20 protein-coding genes are annotated in these 19,862 nt (G+C 43.8%); 13 read left to right on the forward strand and 7 right to left on the reverse strand.

What is annotated here, in order from left to right:
- The first annotated feature begins 19 nt into the window (after nucleotides 1-19).
- From AACR09_RS14125 to AACR09_RS14150, 6 genes are all read left to right on the forward strand, one after another.
- Nucleotides 20-1,021, forward strand: a complete 1,002-nt coding sequence (locus AACR09_RS14125) for a TRAP transporter substrate-binding protein (RefSeq protein WP_017077365.1) — start codon at nucleotides 20-22, stop codon at nucleotides 1,019-1,021.
- Between the two features lie 164 nt (nucleotides 1,022-1,185).
- Nucleotides 1,186-1,728, forward strand: a complete 543-nt coding sequence (locus tag AACR09_RS14130) for a TRAP transporter small permease (protein ID WP_004731905.1) — start codon at nucleotides 1,186-1,188, stop codon at nucleotides 1,726-1,728.
- Nucleotides 1,729-1,765: 37 nt separating this feature from the next.
- Nucleotides 1,766-3,106, forward strand: coding sequence for a TRAP transporter large permease (locus AACR09_RS14135; protein ID WP_193835228.1), 1,341 nt, complete (start codon nucleotides 1,766-1,768; stop codon nucleotides 3,104-3,106).
- An 11-nt stretch (nucleotides 3,107-3,117) separates the two neighbouring features.
- Entirely contained in the window at nucleotides 3,118-4,038 is a 921-nt protein-coding gene (locus AACR09_RS14140) for a cache domain-containing protein (RefSeq protein ID WP_102457745.1), read from the forward strand.
- Between the two features lie 236 nt (nucleotides 4,039-4,274).
- Nucleotides 4,275-4,847 (forward strand): malate synthase, encoded by a 573-nt coding sequence (locus tag AACR09_RS14145; RefSeq protein ID WP_004731899.1) that lies wholly within the window; start codon nucleotides 4,275-4,277, stop codon nucleotides 4,845-4,847.
- A gap of 502 nt (nucleotides 4,848-5,349) precedes the next feature.
- Nucleotides 5,350-6,957, forward strand: coding sequence for a BCCT family transporter (locus tag AACR09_RS14150; protein WP_017091709.1), 1,608 nt, complete (start codon nucleotides 5,350-5,352; stop codon nucleotides 6,955-6,957).
- A gap of 253 nt (nucleotides 6,958-7,210) precedes the next feature.
- On the opposite strand, the gene AACR09_RS14155 is transcribed toward AACR09_RS14150, so the two are convergent.
- A complete protein-coding gene (locus AACR09_RS14155) occupies nucleotides 7,211-8,137 on the reverse strand; it encodes a M14 family metallopeptidase (protein WP_193835229.1) in 927 nt (308 codons plus the stop codon).
- A gap of 174 nt (nucleotides 8,138-8,311) precedes the next feature.
- On the opposite strand from AACR09_RS14155, the gene AACR09_RS14160 reads away from it, so the two are divergent.
- On the forward strand, nucleotides 8,312-9,217 hold the full coding sequence (locus AACR09_RS14160; protein WP_054541833.1) for a DUF808 domain-containing protein: 906 nt from the start codon (nucleotides 8,312-8,314) through the stop codon (nucleotides 9,215-9,217).
- 154 nt (nucleotides 9,218-9,371) lie between these two features.
- Here AACR09_RS14160 and pyrC read toward each other — a convergent pair whose 3' ends face one another.
- Nucleotides 9,372-10,400, reverse strand: a complete 1,029-nt coding sequence (gene pyrC / locus AACR09_RS14165) for a dihydroorotase (protein ID WP_048661087.1) — start codon at nucleotides 10,398-10,400, stop codon at nucleotides 9,372-9,374.
- Between the two features lie 202 nt (nucleotides 10,401-10,602).
- Nucleotides 10,603-10,761 carry a YqaE/Pmp3 family membrane protein gene (locus tag AACR09_RS14170; protein ID WP_004731890.1) on the reverse strand — a complete coding sequence of 53 codons (159 nt, stop codon included), beginning with the start codon at nucleotides 10,759-10,761 and terminating at the stop codon, nucleotides 10,603-10,605.
- A gap of 217 nt (nucleotides 10,762-10,978) precedes the next feature.
- Here AACR09_RS14170 and AACR09_RS14175 point away from each other — a divergent pair, with 217 nt between their 5' ends.
- Nucleotides 10,979-12,835 carry a hybrid-cluster NAD(P)-dependent oxidoreductase gene (locus AACR09_RS14175; RefSeq protein ID WP_193835230.1) on the forward strand — a complete coding sequence of 619 codons (1,857 nt, stop codon included), beginning with the start codon at nucleotides 10,979-10,981 and terminating at the stop codon, nucleotides 12,833-12,835.
- Between the two features lie 96 nt (nucleotides 12,836-12,931).
- Here the strand turns inward: AACR09_RS14175 and nadE are convergent, their stop codons facing one another.
- Nucleotides 12,932-13,762 (reverse strand): ammonia-dependent NAD(+) synthetase, encoded by an 831-nt coding sequence (gene nadE, locus AACR09_RS14180; protein ID WP_004731887.1) that lies wholly within the window; start codon nucleotides 13,760-13,762, stop codon nucleotides 12,932-12,934.
- Nucleotides 13,763-13,871: 109 nt separating this feature from the next.
- On the opposite strand from nadE, the gene AACR09_RS14185 reads away from it, so the two are divergent.
- Entirely contained in the window at nucleotides 13,872-14,393 is a 522-nt protein-coding gene (locus AACR09_RS14185) for a nicotinate-nicotinamide nucleotide adenylyltransferase (RefSeq protein ID WP_004731885.1), read from the forward strand.
- Nucleotides 14,394-14,415: 22 nt separating this feature from the next.
- Nucleotides 14,416-14,907, forward strand: a complete 492-nt coding sequence (locus tag AACR09_RS14190) for a hypothetical protein (RefSeq protein ID WP_004731883.1) — start codon at nucleotides 14,416-14,418, stop codon at nucleotides 14,905-14,907.
- Between the two features lie 113 nt (nucleotides 14,908-15,020).
- Here AACR09_RS14190 and AACR09_RS14195 read toward each other — a convergent pair whose 3' ends face one another.
- Nucleotides 15,021-15,647, reverse strand: a complete 627-nt coding sequence (locus AACR09_RS14195) for an AraC family transcriptional regulator (protein WP_193835231.1) — start codon at nucleotides 15,645-15,647, stop codon at nucleotides 15,021-15,023.
- A gap of 175 nt (nucleotides 15,648-15,822) precedes the next feature.
- Between AACR09_RS14195 and AACR09_RS14200 the strand changes: the two genes are divergently transcribed.
- Nucleotides 15,823-16,929: a 1-acyl-sn-glycerol-3-phosphate acyltransferase gene (locus AACR09_RS14200; protein ID WP_029222283.1), complete on the forward strand. Its 1,107-nt coding sequence runs from the start codon at nucleotides 15,823-15,825 to the stop codon at nucleotides 16,927-16,929.
- A 226-nt stretch (nucleotides 16,930-17,155) separates the two neighbouring features.
- Here AACR09_RS14200 and AACR09_RS14205 read toward each other — a convergent pair whose 3' ends face one another.
- Nucleotides 17,156-17,755: a hypothetical protein gene (locus tag AACR09_RS14205; RefSeq protein ID WP_193835232.1), complete on the reverse strand. Its 600-nt coding sequence runs from the start codon at nucleotides 17,753-17,755 to the stop codon at nucleotides 17,156-17,158.
- 101 nt (nucleotides 17,756-17,856) lie between these two features.
- Between AACR09_RS14205 and AACR09_RS14210 the strand changes: the two genes are divergently transcribed.
- Nucleotides 17,857-18,156 carry a DUF1496 domain-containing protein gene (locus AACR09_RS14210; RefSeq protein WP_193835233.1) on the forward strand — a complete coding sequence of 100 codons (300 nt, stop codon included), beginning with the start codon at nucleotides 17,857-17,859 and terminating at the stop codon, nucleotides 18,154-18,156.
- Nucleotides 18,157-18,195: 39 nt separating this feature from the next.
- Here AACR09_RS14210 and AACR09_RS14215 read toward each other — a convergent pair whose 3' ends face one another.
- Nucleotides 18,196-18,495 carry a YfcZ/YiiS family protein gene (locus AACR09_RS14215; RefSeq protein ID WP_004731876.1) on the reverse strand — a complete coding sequence of 100 codons (300 nt, stop codon included), beginning with the start codon at nucleotides 18,493-18,495 and terminating at the stop codon, nucleotides 18,196-18,198.
- A gap of 530 nt (nucleotides 18,496-19,025) precedes the next feature.
- Between AACR09_RS14215 and AACR09_RS14220 the strand changes: the two genes are divergently transcribed.
- Nucleotides 19,026-19,487, forward strand: coding sequence for a TetR/AcrR family transcriptional regulator (locus tag AACR09_RS14220; protein ID WP_004731875.1), 462 nt, complete (start codon nucleotides 19,026-19,028; stop codon nucleotides 19,485-19,487).
- Nucleotides 19,488-19,862 lie beyond the last annotated feature (375 nt).

The following is a 19,862-nucleotide window of genomic DNA, read 5'->3' on the forward strand; positions in this document are numbered from 1 at the left end:
GATATTAAAGGTTAAGACTATGAAATTGATTAAAAATAAAATTATTGCTGGCGTCACAATTGTAGCAACAGCGATGCTATCTCATACCGCGGCAGCAGCAAATTTTAAAATGGCTATCGGCGATGCTGCTGGTGGTACGCAGTGGGAATTAGCGACATCATTTTCTGAATTGATGGAGCAAAAAACAGACGGTAAAGTCAAAATCGACCTGTTCCCGAATGGTCAATTGGGCAATGAGCAAGACACCGTGAACGACGCGGCAATCGGCCTTCTCGACTTCTCTGTATTGGCGATCAACAACGTGACGCCTTTCTCTCCAACGGTTGGTCTATTGACCATGCCTTACGTCATTCAAAGTGCAGAAGAAGCGGTGCTATTAACTCAAGGCCAAGTGGGTCAAGACCTTGTCGATAACACCATCCGTGATGCAGGTGTTCGCATCGTAGGTTGGGCTTATTCTGGTTTTAGGGTTCTAACCAACTCTAAAAAATCAGTGGCTTCGCCAGCAGACCTAAAAGGGTTAGTGATTCGCGTCCCTCGTAACGAAATCATGATTGCTTCGTACCAAGCATGGGGTGTAAACCCAACACCAATGGCATGGTCAGAAACCTTTACTGGATTGCAACAAGGTGTGGTTGATGGTCAAGACAACCCATACATCACTGTTCATGCGATGAAATTCAATGAAGTACAAAAGTACGTAACAAACCTCCGTTACATCTTCTCACTTGAGCCGTTAATCGTCAGTGAAACGGTCTTCCAACAACAGACACCTGAGATGCAAAAGATCATTCTTGAAGCGGGTCAGGAAGCAACAGAACACAGCTTTGCTTATCTAGAGAATACTGAAAACAAGATCCGTGAAGAGCTACAAGCAAAAGGCATGGTATTCACAGACCCAGCAGACAATGAGAAAGAGTGGATCAGCAAGGTAACGAAATCAGTTTGGCCTAAGTTCTATTCAAGCATTGGTGGCAAAGACAAGCTAGACGACGTTCTTGAGTTACTAGGTAGAAAGTAACGATTAGATACGCCCTATCTGTTGTTCTCCGCTACTTAATCACCTAGCGATAGAACAGTGAGATAGGGCATTTACATGGCTTTACTCGTTGATCTGTTTAGTACCTGATCTGCTCAGTACCGCGAGCGACTGGTTGTCATGTGGAAATCAACATTGGAGGTTATATGTCAGTCGCTAAAACTATAAAAAAGCATCTTAACAACATCGAGGAATATACCTGTTGTCTGTTGCTAGCAAGCTTTGTCTTATTACTGTTCACACAAATCCTTACTCGTCAGCTTTTCGATTACTCCATACCTTGGGGTGATGAAGTTGCGACTTACATGTTCGTTTGGTTTGCCTATCTAGGCGCCGTTGTGGCGGCCAAAATGTCGGCACATAACCGAGTCAGTTTTCACTTCAAGTTCTTCCCACCGATTGTTCAGACCGTCTGTGAAACCATCGCTGACTTTTTATGGTTGCTGTTCAACGGTTACTTTGTCTATCTCAGTTACGATTTCGTGTTCAACAAAATGAACCTGTTCTGGAAATCTCAAACCACAGGCATCCCAATGAAGTACTTCTATATGATTTTGCCTATCGCGTTTTCGTTGATGATGATTCGAATTATCTGGAACAACTACGAGCGTTTGTTTAAAGGCGCTAAGAACGAAGATCCAGAAGTCAAAGAACTGCGAAAAATGACGGCACAAAAGTCATCACAGTAGTCGTCACAGAGAATAGCCGTAATAGAGAGATGTAATAATGGAATCCTATTTAACTCTAATTTTATTTGGTGGCTTCTTAACCCTGTTAATTCTGGGTGCACCAATCACAGTATCACTGGCCGGCGCTTCAATGGCGGCCTATATGTTGCTCGACAAAAATCCCATCGCTTTAGTACAAATCGCGTTTACTTCGGTGGGTAACTTCCCATTAATGGCGCTGCCGGCCTTTGTTCTTGCTGGCGCATTAATGGAGGCGGCGGGTATCTCGAAACGGTTGGTGGATATAGCCGAGAGTTTAGCCGGGCCTGTGACGGGTGGCCTTGGCGCTGCAACGGTAATGGCGTGTCTTTTCTTTGGAGCTATATCAGGTTCAGGCCCAGCCACGACCGCTGCGGTTGGTATGTTGATGGTACCAGCAATGGTTAAGCGAGATTACGATAAGAGCTACGCCTCTGCGGTGACTGCCGCTTCAGGGGGATTGGGTATCATTATCCCGCCATCCATTCCGCTAGTTATTTTTGGTATCTCCGCAATGGGATTGATGGCACCGCCAGAGGCCATTGCTCAACACGGACAGTTTGCCTCTTTATCTATTCCAAAACTGTTTGTTGCTGGGGTTGTGCCGGGTTTCATTATGGCGTCGACGCTAGTGGTCACTAACTATTTTATTGCTAAACGTGAAGGTTACAAAGGGCTGACCGAAAACTGGTCATTTGGCGAAGTAAGACACTCTTTACGTCGTGGTATTTGGTCGATACTGGCTCCGTTTTTGATTCTCGGGGGCATCTACAGTGGCATGTTCACACCAACAGAGTCGGCGGTTGTGGCTATCTTCTATTCACTGTTTGTCGGGGTGTTTATTCACCGAGAGTTATCGTTCAAAAGCACGATTAAATCATTGTCGACAACGACATGGATCACCGGACGTGTGTTGCTGATTCTATTCGCGGCAACCGTATTTGGTCGCTTGCTAATCGAACAAAAAATTCCAGTTGTGGTGGCGGAGTCATTGCTAGGTTTCACTGACAACATGTACATGGTGTGGGCACTGACTATTGTGTTACTGCTTTTCGTTGGCATGTTCATGGAAACGTTAGCCGCGATCATGATTATCGTACCGGTCTTGCTGCCAATTATGTACATGCTCGGCGCCGATCCTACTCACGTTGGTATTGTGGTGGTATGTACGCTCTCGATAGGATTTGCTACGCCGCCACTCGGTGAAAATATCTTTGTCGCCTCAGGGATAGGCGGAGCCACGGTCGAGCAGATTACCGCGAAGGTCCATCCCTTTGTGCTTGCATCCGTCATTGGCGTTTTCGTTATCGCTTTCTTCCCGCAAATTACGCTCTGGCTACCGTCCTTAGTGGGCTATTAGGAGAAGTCACTATGAATATATCAAGAATTATCCTTATTGGTTGTGCCGTATTTGCAGTGATCAGTGGCATTGGACTACGTGCCGAACATTCAGAAACAGCAAAAGAAAACGAGCCAGTTAATGTGCTCGATATTTCAGAGCCACATGTCGTCAGCGATGCTGAAAGAAGAGCCAAAACCTTGCTTGCGAAAGCAGTAGTGCACGTTCAAAAAGAAGGCGATGAAAGCGTTCAAGACTTCATGAGTGATGCCGAATATATAGACGGTGAGCTCTATGTGTTTGCTCTTGGTATTGATGGCCAATTCCTAGCCAGTGGAGGCTCTTCAATGGTGTTGGTGGGCGACAGTGTTTTGGATACCCAAGACGTTTACGGTAATCCTTTTTTCCGTGAAATGATCACTAAGGCTGTGCACAACGGGTTTGGCGAAGTTCAGTACCATTGGACTAATCCGACTGACCGCATGGGCGAGCCTAAAACCACTTTCTTTGAACGTGTGGGTGATGTGATTGTTGCCGTGGGGTATTACCCAGAACGCTCTAGTGCAACAGAAGCTAAGCGATTATTGGCGAGAGCGATGGCCGCGATAGTGGAATCAGAGCAGGACAGTCTCGCCGAGTTCAATGATACCGAAGGCAGCTTTGTTGAGGGAGACTTGTATGTGTTCGTGATGGATATGAGCTCTGGAAAGCTGCTCGCGCACGGTGTATCCCCTGAGCTTGTTGGGCGTTCACACAACGAAATCCTAAGCCCTGACGATAAGCCAATTCTCACTGAGATGTTAAACCTAGCGAAAGAAAATGGGCGAGGCGTTTATACCTATCAATGGTTAAACCCGCTGTCGAGCAAAGTGGAAACCAAGCACACTTACTATCGAGTGATCGACAATAAGCTGGTTGGTGTTGGTTATTACACAAATTCAAACAACACGTAAAAGTGTTTCTACTGAGCCCTCAACCCAGTTAGATAAAGGGCTGGGGGCTCAAAATACCGGTTTGTGTAAAAAAGCAATTTAGTAAAATTAACACTGTGAAATTTTTGTTGTGAAATTGTTTCTAAAATACAAGTAGTATGAAATACATGGAAGCAACACAGTAAAGAACAATTTTGAAAAGGGTCAATCAGGATTTTTGACCTACATGAAATTCAAAGCCGTAAGAGGGAAAGACTATGAATATGCTGACACTAGACAGAACAGAACTTCACAGAAACCATTCAACATTTATTGCTGAAGCTGTCTTTGCCGTAGAAATGGTGAAAGCAGACAAGCAGCTCGAAAAACAAAAAATGGCGAAACAGTTGCTTGATACTCTATTTCCTCTTGAGGCTGGTTCACACGAAGACGCAGTGAGCTATGAGATTGACTACCGACATGTTCAGGTTTACTTCAAAAATGGCGAACATACAGGCCTAAAACGAGCGAAGCACTTTGTTGCTTTCACCGGCGATAAGTCTAAGCCTTCAGCAATCCTATTTCGTGATGAAAGCGGTACACACGTTGAAGTGACAATCGGTGCTCGTAAAGGCACTGGCTACTTAGAATTGGTTGATATTCAAGATATCCAGTTAGAGACATGCACCACGTTTGGCCAAACTGAGGCGAGCCGTTCTTCTGGCATCCGTCACTGGGTGAGCTTAGTGAAAGGCGATGAGAGCGGTCGACCGAACGCTTCAAGTGAAGATAAAGAGTTCACGGCAAAAAATGGCGAAGACTATAACCTAGGTTTTTGCTTCGCCATCTAATGTGCTGTCTTTGAAATGTACTGTCTTTGAAATGTACAGTGCTGCTCTGCTAGACGTAGCACTGACATTTGAATACTGATTTCTCTTTTACCTTTGGTAATTTCCCCGCCCCTATAGCGGGGCTTTTTTGTTAGAGCTATAAATAAATTAGGCTGTTGTTGATTTTATCTTTAGAAAGTTTGAATGAGATTTTACGGTGCGTTATTTTAATTTAAAGCACTGTATTTAAAGGCTTTTATTTGTTTATTTTATTCTGTTTTTATTGGCTTAACTATCACTATTGACGGTGGTTTGGGTGACTATTGAGCTAAAACTCAGTCAAAATGCTTTGAGCTGTGCTATAATCCGCGCCTTGGGATTGAGCCAATAAGTCCATTTGTCACCAATCATTGTGATTTTTATCGCCTTTTTATTTAGGTGGTGCGGCGAGCCAATCAAGTAGTAATTGGATATGGAGAGCGTCCTTATATTCGTTGATTCGGATATGCGAACATCATAATTTATGAGTTTTAAATCAAAAAAATACAGTATTGATTCTACTGACTATCAAGTTGGTCAAGACAACGTTAGTAAATGGGGCATGGATGTCCATAACACAGTCTTCGTAGCCTCAGTAGGCTTATCCCTTCTCTTCATCATCACTCTTCTTGCTCTTCCTCCTGCAGATGCTAAAGCTGCTATTGATTCTATCAAGGGTGCTGTTTTATCAAAGTTTGACTTCCTCTTTATGTGGGGAGCTAACATCATGTTAGCGTTTGCCGTTGTTCTCGCGTTTTCACCTTTGGGTAAAATTCGTCTAGGTGGCGAAGACGCGACGGCGGATTACTCCATGTCATCTTGGATAGCAATGCTATTCGCAGCGGGTATGGGTATAGGACTTATTTTTTGGGGTGTTGCAGAGCCAACCGCGTTCTTCACGAACTGGTTCGGAACGCCACTCGGTGCAGAACCTTTTACAGAAGCAGGCCGTGAACTCGCTCTTGGCGCGACACTGTTCCACTGGGGTTTTCATGCATGGGCTATCTATGGCATGACGGCGCTTTGTCTAGCGTACTTTGTTTACAACAAAGGCTTACCGCTATCAATGCGTTCTGTGTTTTACCCAATACTGGGTGAACGAGTTTGGGGTAAAACAGGTGATGTGATCGACGTACTAACGGTACTGGTTACTCTGTTTGGCCTTGCGACTTCATTAGGCCTAGGTGGTACGCAGGCAGCAAGTGGTATTAGCCACGTGTTTGGCTTGGAAAACAACATCTACCTTCAGCAATCTATTATCGTTTTGATTATGGGCTTGGCGATCATCTCTGTTATGCGTGGCATGGACGGTGGTGTTAAGTTCCTAAGTAACCTGAACATGGTTATTGCGTTCGTATTCCTTGGTCTTATCGCTGTTCTGAACTTCACAACCGTGCTTGATTCTGTGGCAACAGCGGTGACGGGTTATGTGAATAACATCGTAGCGTTGAGCCAAAGCTCTGGTCGTGAAGACACAACATGGCTGCATGGCTGGACTGTGTTCTACTGGGCATGGTGGGTTGCGTATGCACCATTCTTCGGTATGTTCGTAGCGCGTATTTCTAAAGGCCGTACGGTTCGTGAGTTTTTACTTTGCGTACTGATTATCCCAACATTGGTAACGTCGGCTTGGATGGCTATCTTCGGTGGCGTGGCTATCGAGCAAGTGATTAATCATGTAGGGCAACTTGGTCTCGACCAAGGCATCACAGACGTGTCTCTAAGCTTGTTCTACATGCTAGACGCTTACTCGTTCGGTAGTATTCTGTCAGTTCTCGCAGTCGCACTGATCATTGTGTTCTTCGTTACAACGCTAGACTCAGGCTCTATCGTTATCGATGGCATGACAGCGGGTGGTAAGCTTGAAGTTCCAGTGAAGCAAAAAGTGGTTTGGGCGGTTATCTCAGGCGCTATTGCAATGGTGATGTTGTGGATTGGTGGTACTCAATCTATCCAAGCTCTGCAATCGATCACGATCATTGCTGCACTACCGTTTACGATCATTCTTCTGATTGGTTGTTTCAGCTTGTTGAAAGGTCTACTGACTGAAGTAGATAAAGGACAAGAAAACGTTAGCGAAACCGCTAAATAAAGTAATTAAGTATGGGGAGTAGATAGTTCGCTAGTTACTCCTTACTAAGTATTATTTCAAAGCTCTCTTGTACTGTGTGCAAGGGAGCTTTTTTATACCCAAGAAGAAATCAAAGACAAGCCGATTAGACAAAAAAAGAGCCACAAGTGAATCGTCACTTATGGCTCTTTTTTAGTTTTAGGGATTAACTTTAGGAGACTAGTTATTAGGGAGCTCGCTATTAAGTGCTTGGTGCGAGGTCTTAAGTAGTCGCTTAAGCGTTCAATTCATGTTGAATTACGTAATCCAAAGCACCGACTACCGCGGCAACCTGAGCGTCATTACACTCTTCGTCTGTCACTTTGTCGCTGTCCGGGTAAACCTCAGTGGTTGTGCCGTACTTACAATCAGTCACGCCACCACACAAGCCTAGCTTCTTCATTGGGTAGTTGATCACGCCATGTTGGGTAACTTCAGAACCAATGATCTTGCCGTCTGTATCTGCTGGTGCAATGTGGGTTACTTTTTCAACTGAAGCAATTACCGCCGCTTGGAACTCAGGCTGTGGATTTTCAGTATCACCAACCGTGTAGAAACCGTCTGGGATCATACCTTCGATGTACTCAATGCCATCACGCGCTGCGAGTGCCGGGCGGAATTCAGTTTCATCAGAATCCGTCGTCTCGTGCAGGTCAACGTGAACCAATACTTCTGGCAAAGAGGCCACTAAAGCTCGTAGGTTTGCTGATTCTTCTGCTGGCGTACCGTCATAGAAAGAGCGGTTTGGATCAACAGCATTTGGATTCCAGCGGTTGATCACTTCGTAACCCCAAGGGCTTACACAAGGTGCTACTACAATGTTGAAGTGCGCTGCGTATTGTTCTGCTTGAGTCGCGGCGAATTTGATAGCGCCATGCACACCACTGGTTTCGTAACCGTGGACACCACCCGTTACAAGGATCGTTGGTTTTGATTCATCCCAGTTTTTGCTCTTGATTGCCAAAAGCGGGAAGCGAGCTTCGTCGTAGCTTAGTGCGCCGTATTGTTCGATGTCGAAGCGGTCTGCGAGTGCTTGGATTTTTGGTACAACTTCTTGTTGATATTCACGCTTAACCGTTCTTTGAGCGAACCATGCTTGAAGTTCTGCTTGTTGCCATTTATGTCCAGGCTCACCGATTGGGTAGGAGTATTCACTTTTCATCTATACTTCTTCTTTTATGTTCGTGAAAGATGAAGACAGACTAGTCCTGTCTAGCTGAGACGGCAATAGAAAACACAACTTGTGACTCTATTTTTTACAGACTCATAACTTTGATGAGTGGATTGATGGTGTTACATTTTATCAATTGTTTAATCCCTTAAAAGAGACCATAAAATGGCTGGAGCAAGTTTATTAACGCTACTGGATGACATTGCAACCGTGTTGGATGATGTCGCACTGATGTCTAAGGTGGCAGCTAAAAAAACCGCTGGTGTGTTGGGGGATGATTTAGCGCTGAACGCGCAGCAGGTATCCGGTGTTTCCGCTGAAAGAGAAATTCCAGTGGTATGGGCGGTCGCAAAAGGCTCATTCAAAAACAAGCTGATTTTGGTGCCCGCGGCATTATTGATCAGTGCCTTTATTCCTTGGCTGATCATGCCTTTGCTTTTGATTGGTGGTCTGTTTCTTTGTTTTGAAGGCGCAGAGAAAATCTTAGAGAAGCTGTTTCCTCATTCTCATCAAGATGATGAAAAGGGAGAGGATACGAGTACTGGCGAATCCATAGAGGAATATGAGAAGAGAAAGGTCGCAGGCGCGATTCGTACTGATTTCATATTATCTGCGGAAATCATCGTGATAGCTCTGGGTACCGTGACGGGTACAAGTATCGTCACTCAGATTCTTGTCGTGAGTTTGATTGCAGTTGTGATGACGATTGGTGTTTATGGCTTAGTTGCTGGGATCGTGAAGTTGGACGATTTAGGTTTCTATCTCCAGCGAACATCGAATGGGAGTGCCATTAAAACCCAATTGGGTAACGGGCTAGTCGCATTTGCGCCCAAGTTAATGAAGACGCTTGCTGTGGTCGGTACGGCTGCGATGTTCTTGGTTGGTGGCGGTATTGTGGTTCACAACGTCCCTGCGATTCATCATTTAATTGAACCGATTATTATGGACTTCAGTGGACATTCGATTGCAACCGCGGTGGTACCAACGCTGTTGAATGGTGTGATTGGGGTTTTAGCTGGATTGATCGTTGTTGCTGTTTGGACTGTGATTGGAAAAATTCGCGATAAGTAATCGCTCATTATTGGTCTTAATAAAACCCTCTCTCCACGAAACGAAAAAGGGGCACCATAATCATTATGGTGCCCCTTTTAATCTAATGGGTCGTGTTTAATTAACACCACGCTCTTATTTTTCAATATAAGCGTTTATTTTACAGACCAAGTGTTTATTTCACAGACCAAGCAATCGTCTCGCCGCCACGGATTGGCACAACGATGTCTGAACCGAAAGGCATGGTTTCAGCAACGTTCCACTCTTCTTTAACAAGAGTGATGGTGTCCGTGTTACGTGGAATACCGTAGAAGTCAGGGCCGTTGTGGCTTGCAAACGCTTCTAGGTTCTCAATCTTGCCTTCTAAATCGAATACTTCTGCGTACAGTTCAACAGCAGCGTGCGCTGTGTAAGAACCTGCACAACCACATGCTGACTCTTTTGCGCCTTTTGCGTGTGGTGCAGAGTCTGTACCCAAGAAGAACTTCTTGCTGCCGCTTGTTGCAGCTTCGATAAGCGCTAATTGGTGAGTGTTACGCTTCAGGATAGGAAGGCAGTAGAAGTGTGGCTTAATGCCGCCAACCAACATGTGGTTGCGGTTGTAAAGCAGGTGGTGAGCGGTGATGGTTGCTGCCACGTTCTCGTTAGCGTTCTTAACGAAAGTCGCTGCGTCTGCAGTTGTGATGTGCTCAAGAACAATCTTCAGGTTAGGGAAGTCGTTCACAATCGGTGCTAGAACCGTGTCTAAGAACTCTTTTTCACGGTCAAAGATATCAACATCGTGAGCCGTTACTTCACCGTGTACCAGCAGCAACATACCCACTTCTTGCATCGCTTCTAGTACGTGGTAAATCTTTTGAGCTGACGTTACGCCTGAATCCGAGTTAGTCGTCGCGCCTGCTGGGTAAAGCTTTGCAGCGACTACTGCACCAGACTCTTTCGCTTTGCGAATTTCGTCAGGTGTTGTGTTGTCTGTTAGGTAAAGTGCCATCAGAGGCTGGAACTGTTCACTTGGCTGCTCTGCCATGATGCGTTCACGGTAAGCTAAAGCCATTTCGGTATCGGTTACCGGTGGGATGGTGTTTGGCATGATTAACGCTCGACCATTGTAGCGGCTGATATCGCGCACTGTATCTTTTAATACTTCGCCATCGCGTAGATGAACGTGCCAGTCGTCAGGACGAGTAATCGTAAGTTGTGTCATTGAAGGCTCCCACCATTTGAAGTGTTATGTAGTTGGAGCCTAAACTCAGCGAAATCTGTGAAAGCAATCGCTTACGTTTAGGCGACAGGATGATAGTGGAAAAGTACTTTCATTTCATCCTATTTTTAACTCTTCAGGGCTAGGAGCTTGTTTTTCTGAGTATTTTATTCGGTATTAATTCTCGGAGATGGTAGGAGGCGGGTTAACGAGTCGCCACCCAGAGTCCGTGAATCATTCCTGGCACCCAGAAGAAGAAAGTCAGGATGATGTTAATCAATAGGTCTTTACCTGCACCACGAGCGAAGAACACGCCAACAGGCGGAAGTAGTACACATAAGATGATAATGACGAGTTTGTTCATGATAAATCCTTTTTATTCAATGAAAGTTCAAAGCAGCAATCGTGTTCAAAGTATAGAACGTATGGAGAGTGTTACTGCATTGCTGCCTTAATGTATCAAAATAGAAAGCTAAACATCTCAAGATAATAGCTTAGTATCAAGTGTTTAATGCCTGCCAGTTTATCTATTTATAACCATTTGTTAGCATTGGGACAAATAACAAAACATTGGAATCGTTATGTCGCAGCTACCGTCAGATCAAAAGGCTTCACAGCAAGTGCCTTCTCTATCTCAAATCAATGTGTTTCCGGTTAAGTCAGTAGGCGGGATTGCACTCTCTTCTGCTTGGGTCGAAAAACAGGGCCTTACCTTCGACAGACGTTTTATGTTGGCGTTAGCTGACGGCTCAATGGTGACGGCACGTAAGTACCCTAAAATGGTCAAGGTATCTTCTAGCTTGCAACCAGACGGTTTGATCTTCACTTATGAAGGTAAACAACCGTTGCGTTTAAAATACGCGAACTTCAAAATGCAAGAAGCACCAGCAACGGTGTGGAAAGACAGCTTCACGGCATACACGACATGTGATGAAGCCGATGATTGGTTCAGTGATGTGTTGGGCGTGCGCGTTGAGCTACTGTTTTCTGGTGAGCAATCGAATCGTGTCCGAGAAAAGCTCGGTCATAATGTGAGCTTTGCCGACGGTTACCCAATGTTAGTGATCAGCCAAGCCTCTCTTGATGAACTCAATCGCCGCAGCCCTGAAACCCATTCAATGGATCAGTTCCGCACCAACTTTGTTGTTTCCAACACAGAACCTTTTGCCGAAGATAGCTGGAAGCGTATCCGAATTGGTGAGGTTGAATTTGAATCCGTTAAGCCTTGTGAACGATGTATCCTAACCACGGTTGATGTTGAGAGTGGCGAACTTAGATCGACAAAAGAGCCGCTTAACACCTTTTCATCATTCAGAGCCAACGAGCGCGGTGGCGTTTTCTTTGGCCAAAACCTTGTGGCTAAAAATGAAGGCTTAGTCAAAGCCGGTGATGTTGTTGAAGTATTAGAAACTAAAGAAAAAGAGCACTACGAAGATACATGGGTAGAATCGCTACATTTAACGTGTGTTGAGCGAGAAGAGATCGCTCGCGACTTCACGACGTTCTGGCTAGAGCCAGCGAAAGAGAACCATTCATTACCAAGCTATCAGCCAGGGCAACATCTACCGATTGAGATGGTAATTAATGGCGAAAAAGTGTCTCGTCGTTACACATTATCTTCGAGCCCATCACGCGCAGGGCGTTTAGCGATTTCTGTAAAGCGAGTGGACGATGGTCAAATCTCAAACTGGCTCAATGATCACTTCCAAGTGGGGGATACTCTTGTTGCTCAAAACCCAGATGGTGCTTTCTATCTAGAACAAAATCCAACGCACCCGTTACTACTATTATCCGCAGGTAGTGGCATTACGCCAATGCTGTCGATGCTTCGTTACCTAGCCGACCATGATCAAATTGATGATGTGGTTTTCTATCATCAATGTAGCAGCGAAGAGGACATTCCTTATCAAGCTGAGATTGATAAGATCGCCAGTGAGCATGCCGGCCTACGTGTGATTTATTCATTAAGTCAACCAACGAAAGAGTGGGAAGGTTTATCAGGACGTTTGAGCGTGTCTCATGTCGCTAAAATTGAAGAGCTACACAAGCGCCAAGCGTTCGTGTGTGGCCCTGACGGCTTTATGGATAATGCAAAGAAACTGCTGATTCAAATGGGACTCACCCCCCAGCATTACCACCAAGAAGCGTTTGGTGTCGCTCAGTCTACCGAAGAGGCGGTGAAGCAACTGCAATTGAGTGTCAATGGCTACTTGTTCGAAGGTAATAATCAGTCAACCCTACTAGAGCAAGCAGAGTCGGCGGGTGTGTCTATCGCTTCAAGCTGCCGTGCTGGTTTCTGTGGCGCTTGTAAAGTGACCCTCGAGTCTGGGCAAGTTCATCAACCTGATGTGCCTGCATTGCAAGAGCATGAACGCAATATGGGTCAGATACTGGCGTGTTGCAGTGTGCCTCAAACCGATATCGAAGTTGTGGATTAACGACACGTTCGGTCAAAAGGAAAAACACTAAATAGAAAAGGCCGGAAGTTCGTAAATGAACTTCCGGCCTTTTTGATTCTGAGGCTAATTTAAAAATTAATCGTAGATCGTTGGGATTGGTTGACGCTTGTGCTGTGTTGCTTTGTAGATGCCAACTAAGCGATCTGATACGTCTTGAGAGACTTCTTTGCCTTCAAGGAAATCATCGATTTGATCGTAAGAAAGGTTCAATGCTGCTTCATCGGCTTTCTGAGGGTCAAGCTCTTCTAGATCAGCAGTTGGTACTTTCTTAACAAGTTGCTCTGGAGCGCCCAGCGTTGCTGCAAGCTCACGAACTTGGCGTTTGTTCAGGCCGAACAAAGGTGCTAAATCACATGCGCCGTCACCGTGCTTAGTGTAGAAGCCAGTAATGTTTTCCGCTGAGTGGTCGGTACCGATGACAAGACCACCAACGTAACCTGCGATTTCGTATTGTGCGATCATGCGAGCACGAGCTTTCACATTCCCTTTCACAAAGTCGATTTTTGCTGAATCTGTTGGCAGCAGGCCTGTGCCTTCAAGAGCAACATGAGATGCAGCGTGAAGCCCATCAACACCGGCTTTAATGTTTACAGAAACGGATTGAGAAGGCTGAATGAAAGATAGAGCAAGTTGTGCTTCATCTTCATCTTTTTGCTCACCATATGGTAGGCGAACGGCGATGAATTGGTAGTTGTCGCTACCAGCGCTTTCATTCAGGCTATTAACTGCCATTTGTGCTAAACGGCCACAAGTTGTCGAATCCACACCGCCACTGATACCAAGGATCAGAGACTTGCAGCCTGACTGCTGAAGTTTAGTTTTGATAAAGTCCACACGGCGAGTCACTTCGAAGTGAGGGTCAATTGAAGGTAGTACGCGCATTTCGTCACGAATTAACTGTTCCATTCGTATTCCTTTCCTGCAAGCAAATTAAAAATCTAGTGTTATCATACCTAAATCATCTGATTTAAAAACCTCTTTGCACAAGCTTAGAAAGAGAAGGCAGTAATAAATAATGGAAAAAATAGCCATTTTCGGTAGTGCGTTTAATCCGCCGAGCTTAGGGCACAAAAGTGTGATTGATTCGTTGGCTCACTTTGACAAAATTCTACTTGTTCCAAGTATTGCCCATGCTTGGGGAAAAGAGATGCTAGACTTTGATACGAGATGTCAGTTAGTTAACGCATTTATTAGCGATCTTTCACTGGATCAAGTTGAGCTTTCTTTGATCGAAAAAAGTTTGTTCACTCCAGGTGAAAGCGTGACGACTTACGCGGTGCTCAGTGAACTCCAAAAGTTACATCGTGACGCTGAACTGACGTTTGTTATTGGCCCAGATAACTTCTTTAAATTCTCATCTTTCTATAAATCAGATGAGATTACCAAGCAGTGGTCTGTGATGGCTTGCCCTGAAAAAGTAAAGATTCGTAGTACCGATATCCGCCTTGCTTTGCAAAGTGGGAGCAATGTGGCGAAATTGAGTACAAAGTCAGTTACAAAGATATTGCAAGATGGTGAACTGTATACAATAATGTAGATTCACTAATTTAAGAGGTCTGATGACTATGCTAAAGCGCGCGATACCAGCGACGATGATCATTGCAGCATGCAGTATGCCTGCTCACGCTGATTGTGATTTCTTTAGCTTAGATTCGATCATGCTGACTTCTGACGATGAAAATAACTGTTTAGACTTATCTACAAGCCTTGAATCCTTCGGTCAACGTATGATGGAGCTCAGTGGATTAAGCGAAGATGAACCTGAATCAACGGCAGACTATTGGTCTGATTGGGTTATTCAGAGCAAAGATGCGCCTCTATTAACTCAAAGCCTTGAATCTAACTACGTTGGATTAGGTATGTGGTTCCCAGAAGATCTCGAAGATGATCAGTATGATATGTCGACAGAAGAGTGGTTGATGAATCATGGCCTTCAATTAAGCATTGGCTTTGGTGATAAAGTAGAAGGGCAACCGCGCATGCGATTTGATTACCGTTGGCATGACTCACGAGACGCTGACCTAATGATGCAGGTTGAATTGCCGTTCTAGACCGTTAGGTTATTAATCGATGCTAAGAATTAAAAAAGCCGCAAAAACTGAGTTTTTGCGGCTTTTTAGTATCTGGTTTGTTGCTTTCATATTAGCTATAACTTATCGCTAAGCTATAAATCTTCACCAAAAACAAGCATGCACAGCTGTTCAAACTCTTCTTCTTTGCCTGAGAACAAATCATCAATCACAAGTGCACGTTTCTGACCCGACTGCATACGTTTCTTTGCCTCGCGCATTACCATCACCAAGGTGTGTTCTTGCGGTAGGTTCGAGTCATCGATGTTCCACTGATTGAATCGCTGAGACAAAGCACTTTCGCAAAGCAGTGGCTTAAATGCCAACACTTCTTGCTTGAGAACAGAAAGCATATCTTTAAACGCTTGCTCCGTATTATTGGCATTTGAAGCGCGAGCTTTGGTTAGCTCCAACTTTTCCAGTAACGCAGAAGAGAGGTTGGTTTGCGTGATGTATCCTGCTTGTCTCGGGAATGAGTCGGTCAAACGAACTGAGAAATCGACACGATTAACCTGGGTGTTTGGAAAGTAGGTCAGTGATGTTAGGCAGTCATATGGAATCCATACATTCTGGCCTGGCTCGACGGCATACTCTTGTTTACCCAGCTTTATCAAAACCAAGCCACTTTGAACCGATACAAGGCTATGTTTAAGTACTTTCTTGCGAGGTGTGATCACCAAGTGTGAAAAGTAAGCCGATGTATATTCAATAGCGAAGTTCATAGATAGTACCTTAATTTTGGGGCGTCAAGATTACCGTTAATTTTAAAGAATGCCAACAATAACAGGGTATTTTCAATCTTTCTGGTCTGACCTTGTCAAAAGTATGGACTCTGTAGCTGCGAGAAGTCAAAACAACGCGTAGAATGAGCCAGATTTTTATTATTTGAATTAAAAAATGACCTCTCCGACCGATCCATATGTTGATATTCGTCCTTACGGCGATGATGAAATTCCAGCGGCACTAAACCGTCTTATTAATGATGAAGAATTTATCAGTGCGATTCTGCACTATCGTTTTTCAAACCATGCGTCTTGGTTTAAAGCATTAATGAGCCCGATCTTGCGCGTTTACTTGAAAATGAAATGGAGCAAGCTGACCAGCGTTGAATCCATTCAGATTGAAGTTAAGAAATACTTGCGAGATACATTAGCGAAAACCACGAATGGTGTGACATACACAGGTGTAGAGTCACTGGACGCTAGTCAAGCTTACCTGTTTATTTCAAATCACCGTGATATTGCTATGGATCCAGCATTAGTTAATTACGCATTGCATCACAACAATCACCAAACTTGCCGAATTGCAATTGGTGACAACTTGTTGAAGAAACCATGTGCGACTGAACTGATGCGCCTTAATAAGAGCTTTATTGTAAAGCGTTCTTTGAAAGGGCCTCGTGAGATGATGAAAGCACTGGGGCAGTTGTCTTCGTACATCAAGCATTCTTTGGAAACGGGCAATTCTATCTGGATCGCTCAAAAGGAAGGCCGTGCAAAAGACGGCAATGATTTTACTGAGCCAGCAATCTTGAAGATGTTCCACGTTGAAGGTCGTAAGCAGAAAATTGCCTTCCCTGAATACGTGAAGTCGTTGAAGATCGTTCCTGTGTCTATTTCTTACGAAAACGATCCATGTGATATCGCGAAAGCGATCGAGCTTTTTGAAAAAGACGTAAACGGCAGTTACGAAAAGGGTGAATTTGAAGATATCGAAAGTATCATTCAAGGTATCATCGGCAATAAAGGACGTGTTCATGTTGGTTTCGGTCAGGTTATCGACCAAGATTTTGATACGCCTGAAGCGCTTGCTCAAGAGATCGACCGCCAGATCCACGACAACTACAAACTGTTTCCAGTAAACTTGCTGGCAGCGGAAAAAGAAGACGAGTCGATTACAGCAGCGGTTAAGCAGGAGTTTGAAGATAAACTATCTGGTTTGCCACAAGGTGCTCGTCAGTACTTGATCGACAGCTATGCGAATCCAGTGAAGAATATTGGTTAACGAGCGTTAGTTAGCTTGTGAGTTGAGTCGTAACTTGCTTGAATTGAAAAAGGAGCCTTAGGCTCCTTTTTTGTTTCTGAATTACTACTACTGCTACTGCTGTATTAGAGTTTTAGAGTTTTAGAGTTTTAGAGTTTTAGAGCTTTAGAGCTTTAGAGCTTTAGAGCTTTAGAGCTTTAGAGCTTTAGAGCTTCAGAGCTTCAGAGCATTAGAGTTTTAGGCTGAACTAGCGAGCGACAGCGCCACCAAGCTCTAGGCTGGTTGGCCACGTGGTAATCGTGTTACCACCGAGGTAGATATTACCTTTGACTGTCATGGTATCGGGAAATGTTGTAACCCCAGAACCGCCTATATATAAATCGCCATCAATCACTATCCCGTTTGGTAGCTCTTTCAAAGGCGTACGAATCACGCTCAGGTCGCCTTTCACTCTAAAGCCATTGGGTAGCCTCTGGAGGGGAGTATCCGTGAGGTTAATAAATCCGCCCACTCTCACACCTCTTGGCCAACTGGTAATCTGACTACCAATCAAGTCGGCATAGCCTTTTATCTTCACTCCCGAGGGAACTCGCGAGAGTTGGCTGTTACCGCCTTTAAGACTTCCGTTTACTTCCAACCCTTTGGGTAGGCGGGTAATCGCAGTGTTCTCAATATTGAGGTTGCCATCAACGATTAACCCTGTTGGCAGTGATGTGTATGGCTTATTTCGTAAATATAAGTTTCCGTAATTATCCAGATGGTTCAATATTTGATACTGATCGAGTGGTTCAGCAGTCACATTTGTTATGGTTAAGGAACCAATAATAAGTGCAATTATTCGGAGCATAACAAGCTTCTTATTACGATAGACGTTAACACTATAAAGAAAAAATTATTCACGCATAGTGTTTTACTCATTTGTTGGTAGGTAGAAAGGAATAAGAGACAATGAAAGGTAAATTTTCGGTTCGAATAAAGCATCAAATTCTAAAATGCGTTGTGATTCTGACCTCTGCGTTTTGTTCTATATCAGTAAGTGCTAATAAAATAATATCAACACCTGCAAAAGCGGCAGTGGTTGTCACTCAGAGTACTTCACAGCAACGAGTTTGTTATTACAATGATAAGGCATATAGTGTTGGTGCTATCGTTGAGGTCTCCAATGTTGTGATTAAATGTGCGGCTGAAAATGACTTTGAGACCAATGGTGCTCTAGGTTGGGTTGAAATAATAAAAAAAGACGAGTAATAAACTCGTCTTTTAATTGTATGAATATAAGTGCTTATATTAACGCGCTAGAGAGCGAGTCTTAAGTTCGAAAATAATTTTCTCAGCGCTTACTTCAAATTTAAAGCGTGCGTGCAATTCTGTGCTGTCTTCAGTCATCTCTGATGCTTCAAATTCAACATTGCTAGACACTTGCTTTGCTAACTCAACGTACTTAGCTAATTCAGCTTCAATAAGTGCTTTGGAGTTGCCGTAAACCGTTACCTCAGCAACCTCGTCGCCTTCTTTAATGATGAAGCCAATTTCACCTGCGCAACCGCAAGCCTCACATACATCGTTGTTACCAATATCTTGGCTCATAAATAATCCTCTTACAAAGTCTGAGGTTATTCTAACGAGCAATTTGAACTGTATCTACAAAAATTAAAACCGTTGAACTAATTTATACTGGTATGCTATGTTGTTTGTTAAGGTGTTTAATGAATATCTACATTCGCGCCGATAAATATGTATGTGATTTACCTCACGTTTTGTTGAAAAGGAATGTTATTAATTTGTCAGAATATCATTCACTTAGTTGCGTCAGGAATGATTTTATAAGACTATCTATCGCTTGATAGGTATTTATACAATGAATTTTTCGTTGGGTATTTCATATTCGAAGTCGTTATTTAAAATTATCGACTTAGGATTGTAAGGTGATTTTCGAAGAATAATTAGACAAAGTGTCCAAAGAGACATCACTGTAAAATTGTTCGTACATAGTATTTGTGTGCATTTAGTTCTAAATACTTGCGAAAAAACATCTTGCTCACATAATGCTGATAACGATTTTCATTCTGACTTCATTTGATTGAGTTAGATGGATTTACAAAGAGAAGAGCCTGAATATGCCAAAGCGTAGTAAAGAAGATACAGAAATCACGATCCAGAAGATCATGGATGCCGTTGTGGACCAGCTATTGAGATTGGGTTACGACAAGATGTCATACACGACATTGAGTCAACAAACAGGCGTTTCTCGTACAGGTATTAGTCATCACTTTCCTAAGAAAACGGATTTTACTGCTGCTTTAGACGGTCGTATTTTCAAGATGTTTATGGAACACATTGACTTTGAAAATGGCCTTGACGCATTTTCAGCAAGCTGGGTTGCAGCACTTGAAGACGCTGAGTTCCTAGCAATTTTACGTTTACTTTTCCATCATATCGTTACTGCTGAGAGCGCTCATGAGTTCGCTGCAAACGGTATTGACCGTCTATACAAGCTGACTGAAACTCAGTTTGGTGATACTAGCGGTAAAGAACTAGAGTGGTTGATTGGTAAGTCATTGATTCGCATGAGTCAGTAATCAACACACGATAAAAGAAGCTCCTACGGGGGCTTTTTTTGTGTCTGCAATTTCTCTTTCTCTTTCTCTTTCTCTTTTTCTCTCGAACTCATATCGCTTCTGCTATCTTGCTTTGTGCCAAATGAAGTTATTTCTTTTCTTTTTATATGCTTACGCTCGAGTCTTACATTCAACCTCAATTGCGAAAAGCTTAGCAACACTAACTGATTATGTTTATTTCTAGAGCCTCAAACGCTCCGGGTGAGCCGTTTTATAGCTTATTGCTATGGTTACTAACAAAATTGAGTTTAAGGCGAGAGAGAGGCTGTGAGCCAATAAAAAAGCCTCGACTAAATCGAGGCTTTGAATGGTGTCGGCGTTAGAAGGAACGAATAC

Source organism: Vibrio sp. OPT20, from assembly GCF_963889365.1.
GTDB classification, from domain to species: domain Bacteria; phylum Pseudomonadota; class Gammaproteobacteria; order Enterobacterales; family Vibrionaceae; genus Vibrio; species Vibrio splendidus.

Excerpts from the sequence above, each read along its gene's own strand:
- AACR09_RS14220 (WP_004731875.1), top strand. The coding sequence starts at position 19,026 with ATGCCAAAGCGTAGTAAAGAAGATACAGAAATCACGATCCAGAAGATC.
- AACR09_RS14135 (WP_193835228.1), top strand. The coding sequence starts at position 1,766 with ATGGAATCCTATTTAACTCTAATTTTATTTGGTGGCTTCTTAACCCTG.
- AACR09_RS14160 (WP_054541833.1), top strand. The coding sequence starts at position 8,312 with ATGGCTGGAGCAAGTTTATTAACGCTACTGGATGACATTGCAACCGTG.
- AACR09_RS14125 (WP_017077365.1), top strand. The coding sequence starts at position 20 with ATGAAATTGATTAAAAATAAAATTATTGCTGGCGTCACAATTGTAGCA.
- pyrC (WP_048661087.1), bottom strand. The coding sequence starts at position 10,400 with ATGACACAACTTACGATTACTCGTCCTGACGACTGGCACGTTCATCTA.
- AACR09_RS14205 (WP_193835232.1), bottom strand. The coding sequence starts at position 17,755 with ATGCTCCGAATAATTGCACTTATTATTGGTTCCTTAACCATAACAAAT.
- AACR09_RS14190 (WP_004731883.1), top strand. The coding sequence starts at position 14,416 with ATGACTATGCTAAAGCGCGCGATACCAGCGACGATGATCATTGCAGCA.
- AACR09_RS14210 (WP_193835233.1), top strand. The coding sequence starts at position 17,857 with ATGAAAGGTAAATTTTCGGTTCGAATAAAGCATCAAATTCTAAAATGC.
- AACR09_RS14200 (WP_029222283.1), top strand. The coding sequence starts at position 15,823 with ATGACCTCTCCGACCGATCCATATGTTGATATTCGTCCTTACGGCGAT.
- AACR09_RS14185 (WP_004731885.1), top strand. The coding sequence starts at position 13,872 with ATGGAAAAAATAGCCATTTTCGGTAGTGCGTTTAATCCGCCGAGCTTA.
- AACR09_RS14155 (WP_193835229.1), bottom strand. The coding sequence starts at position 8,137 with ATGAAAAGTGAATACTCCTACCCAATCGGTGAGCCTGGACATAAATGG.
- AACR09_RS14150 (WP_017091709.1), top strand. The coding sequence starts at position 5,350 with ATGAGTTTTAAATCAAAAAAATACAGTATTGATTCTACTGACTATCAA.
- AACR09_RS14140 (WP_102457745.1), top strand. The coding sequence starts at position 3,118 with ATGAATATATCAAGAATTATCCTTATTGGTTGTGCCGTATTTGCAGTG.
- AACR09_RS14130 (WP_004731905.1), top strand. The coding sequence starts at position 1,186 with ATGTCAGTCGCTAAAACTATAAAAAAGCATCTTAACAACATCGAGGAA.
- nadE (WP_004731887.1), bottom strand. The coding sequence starts at position 13,762 with ATGGAACAGTTAATTCGTGACGAAATGCGCGTACTACCTTCAATTGAC.
- AACR09_RS14215 (WP_004731876.1), bottom strand. The coding sequence starts at position 18,495 with ATGAGCCAAGATATTGGTAACAACGATGTATGTGAGGCTTGCGGTTGC.
- AACR09_RS14195 (WP_193835231.1), bottom strand. The coding sequence starts at position 15,647 with ATGAACTTCGCTATTGAATATACATCGGCTTACTTTTCACACTTGGTG.
- AACR09_RS14170 (WP_004731890.1), bottom strand. The coding sequence starts at position 10,761 with ATGAACAAACTCGTCATTATCATCTTATGTGTACTACTTCCGCCTGTT.
- AACR09_RS14145 (WP_004731899.1), top strand. The coding sequence starts at position 4,275 with ATGAATATGCTGACACTAGACAGAACAGAACTTCACAGAAACCATTCA.
- AACR09_RS14175 (WP_193835230.1), top strand. The coding sequence starts at position 10,979 with ATGTCGCAGCTACCGTCAGATCAAAAGGCTTCACAGCAAGTGCCTTCT.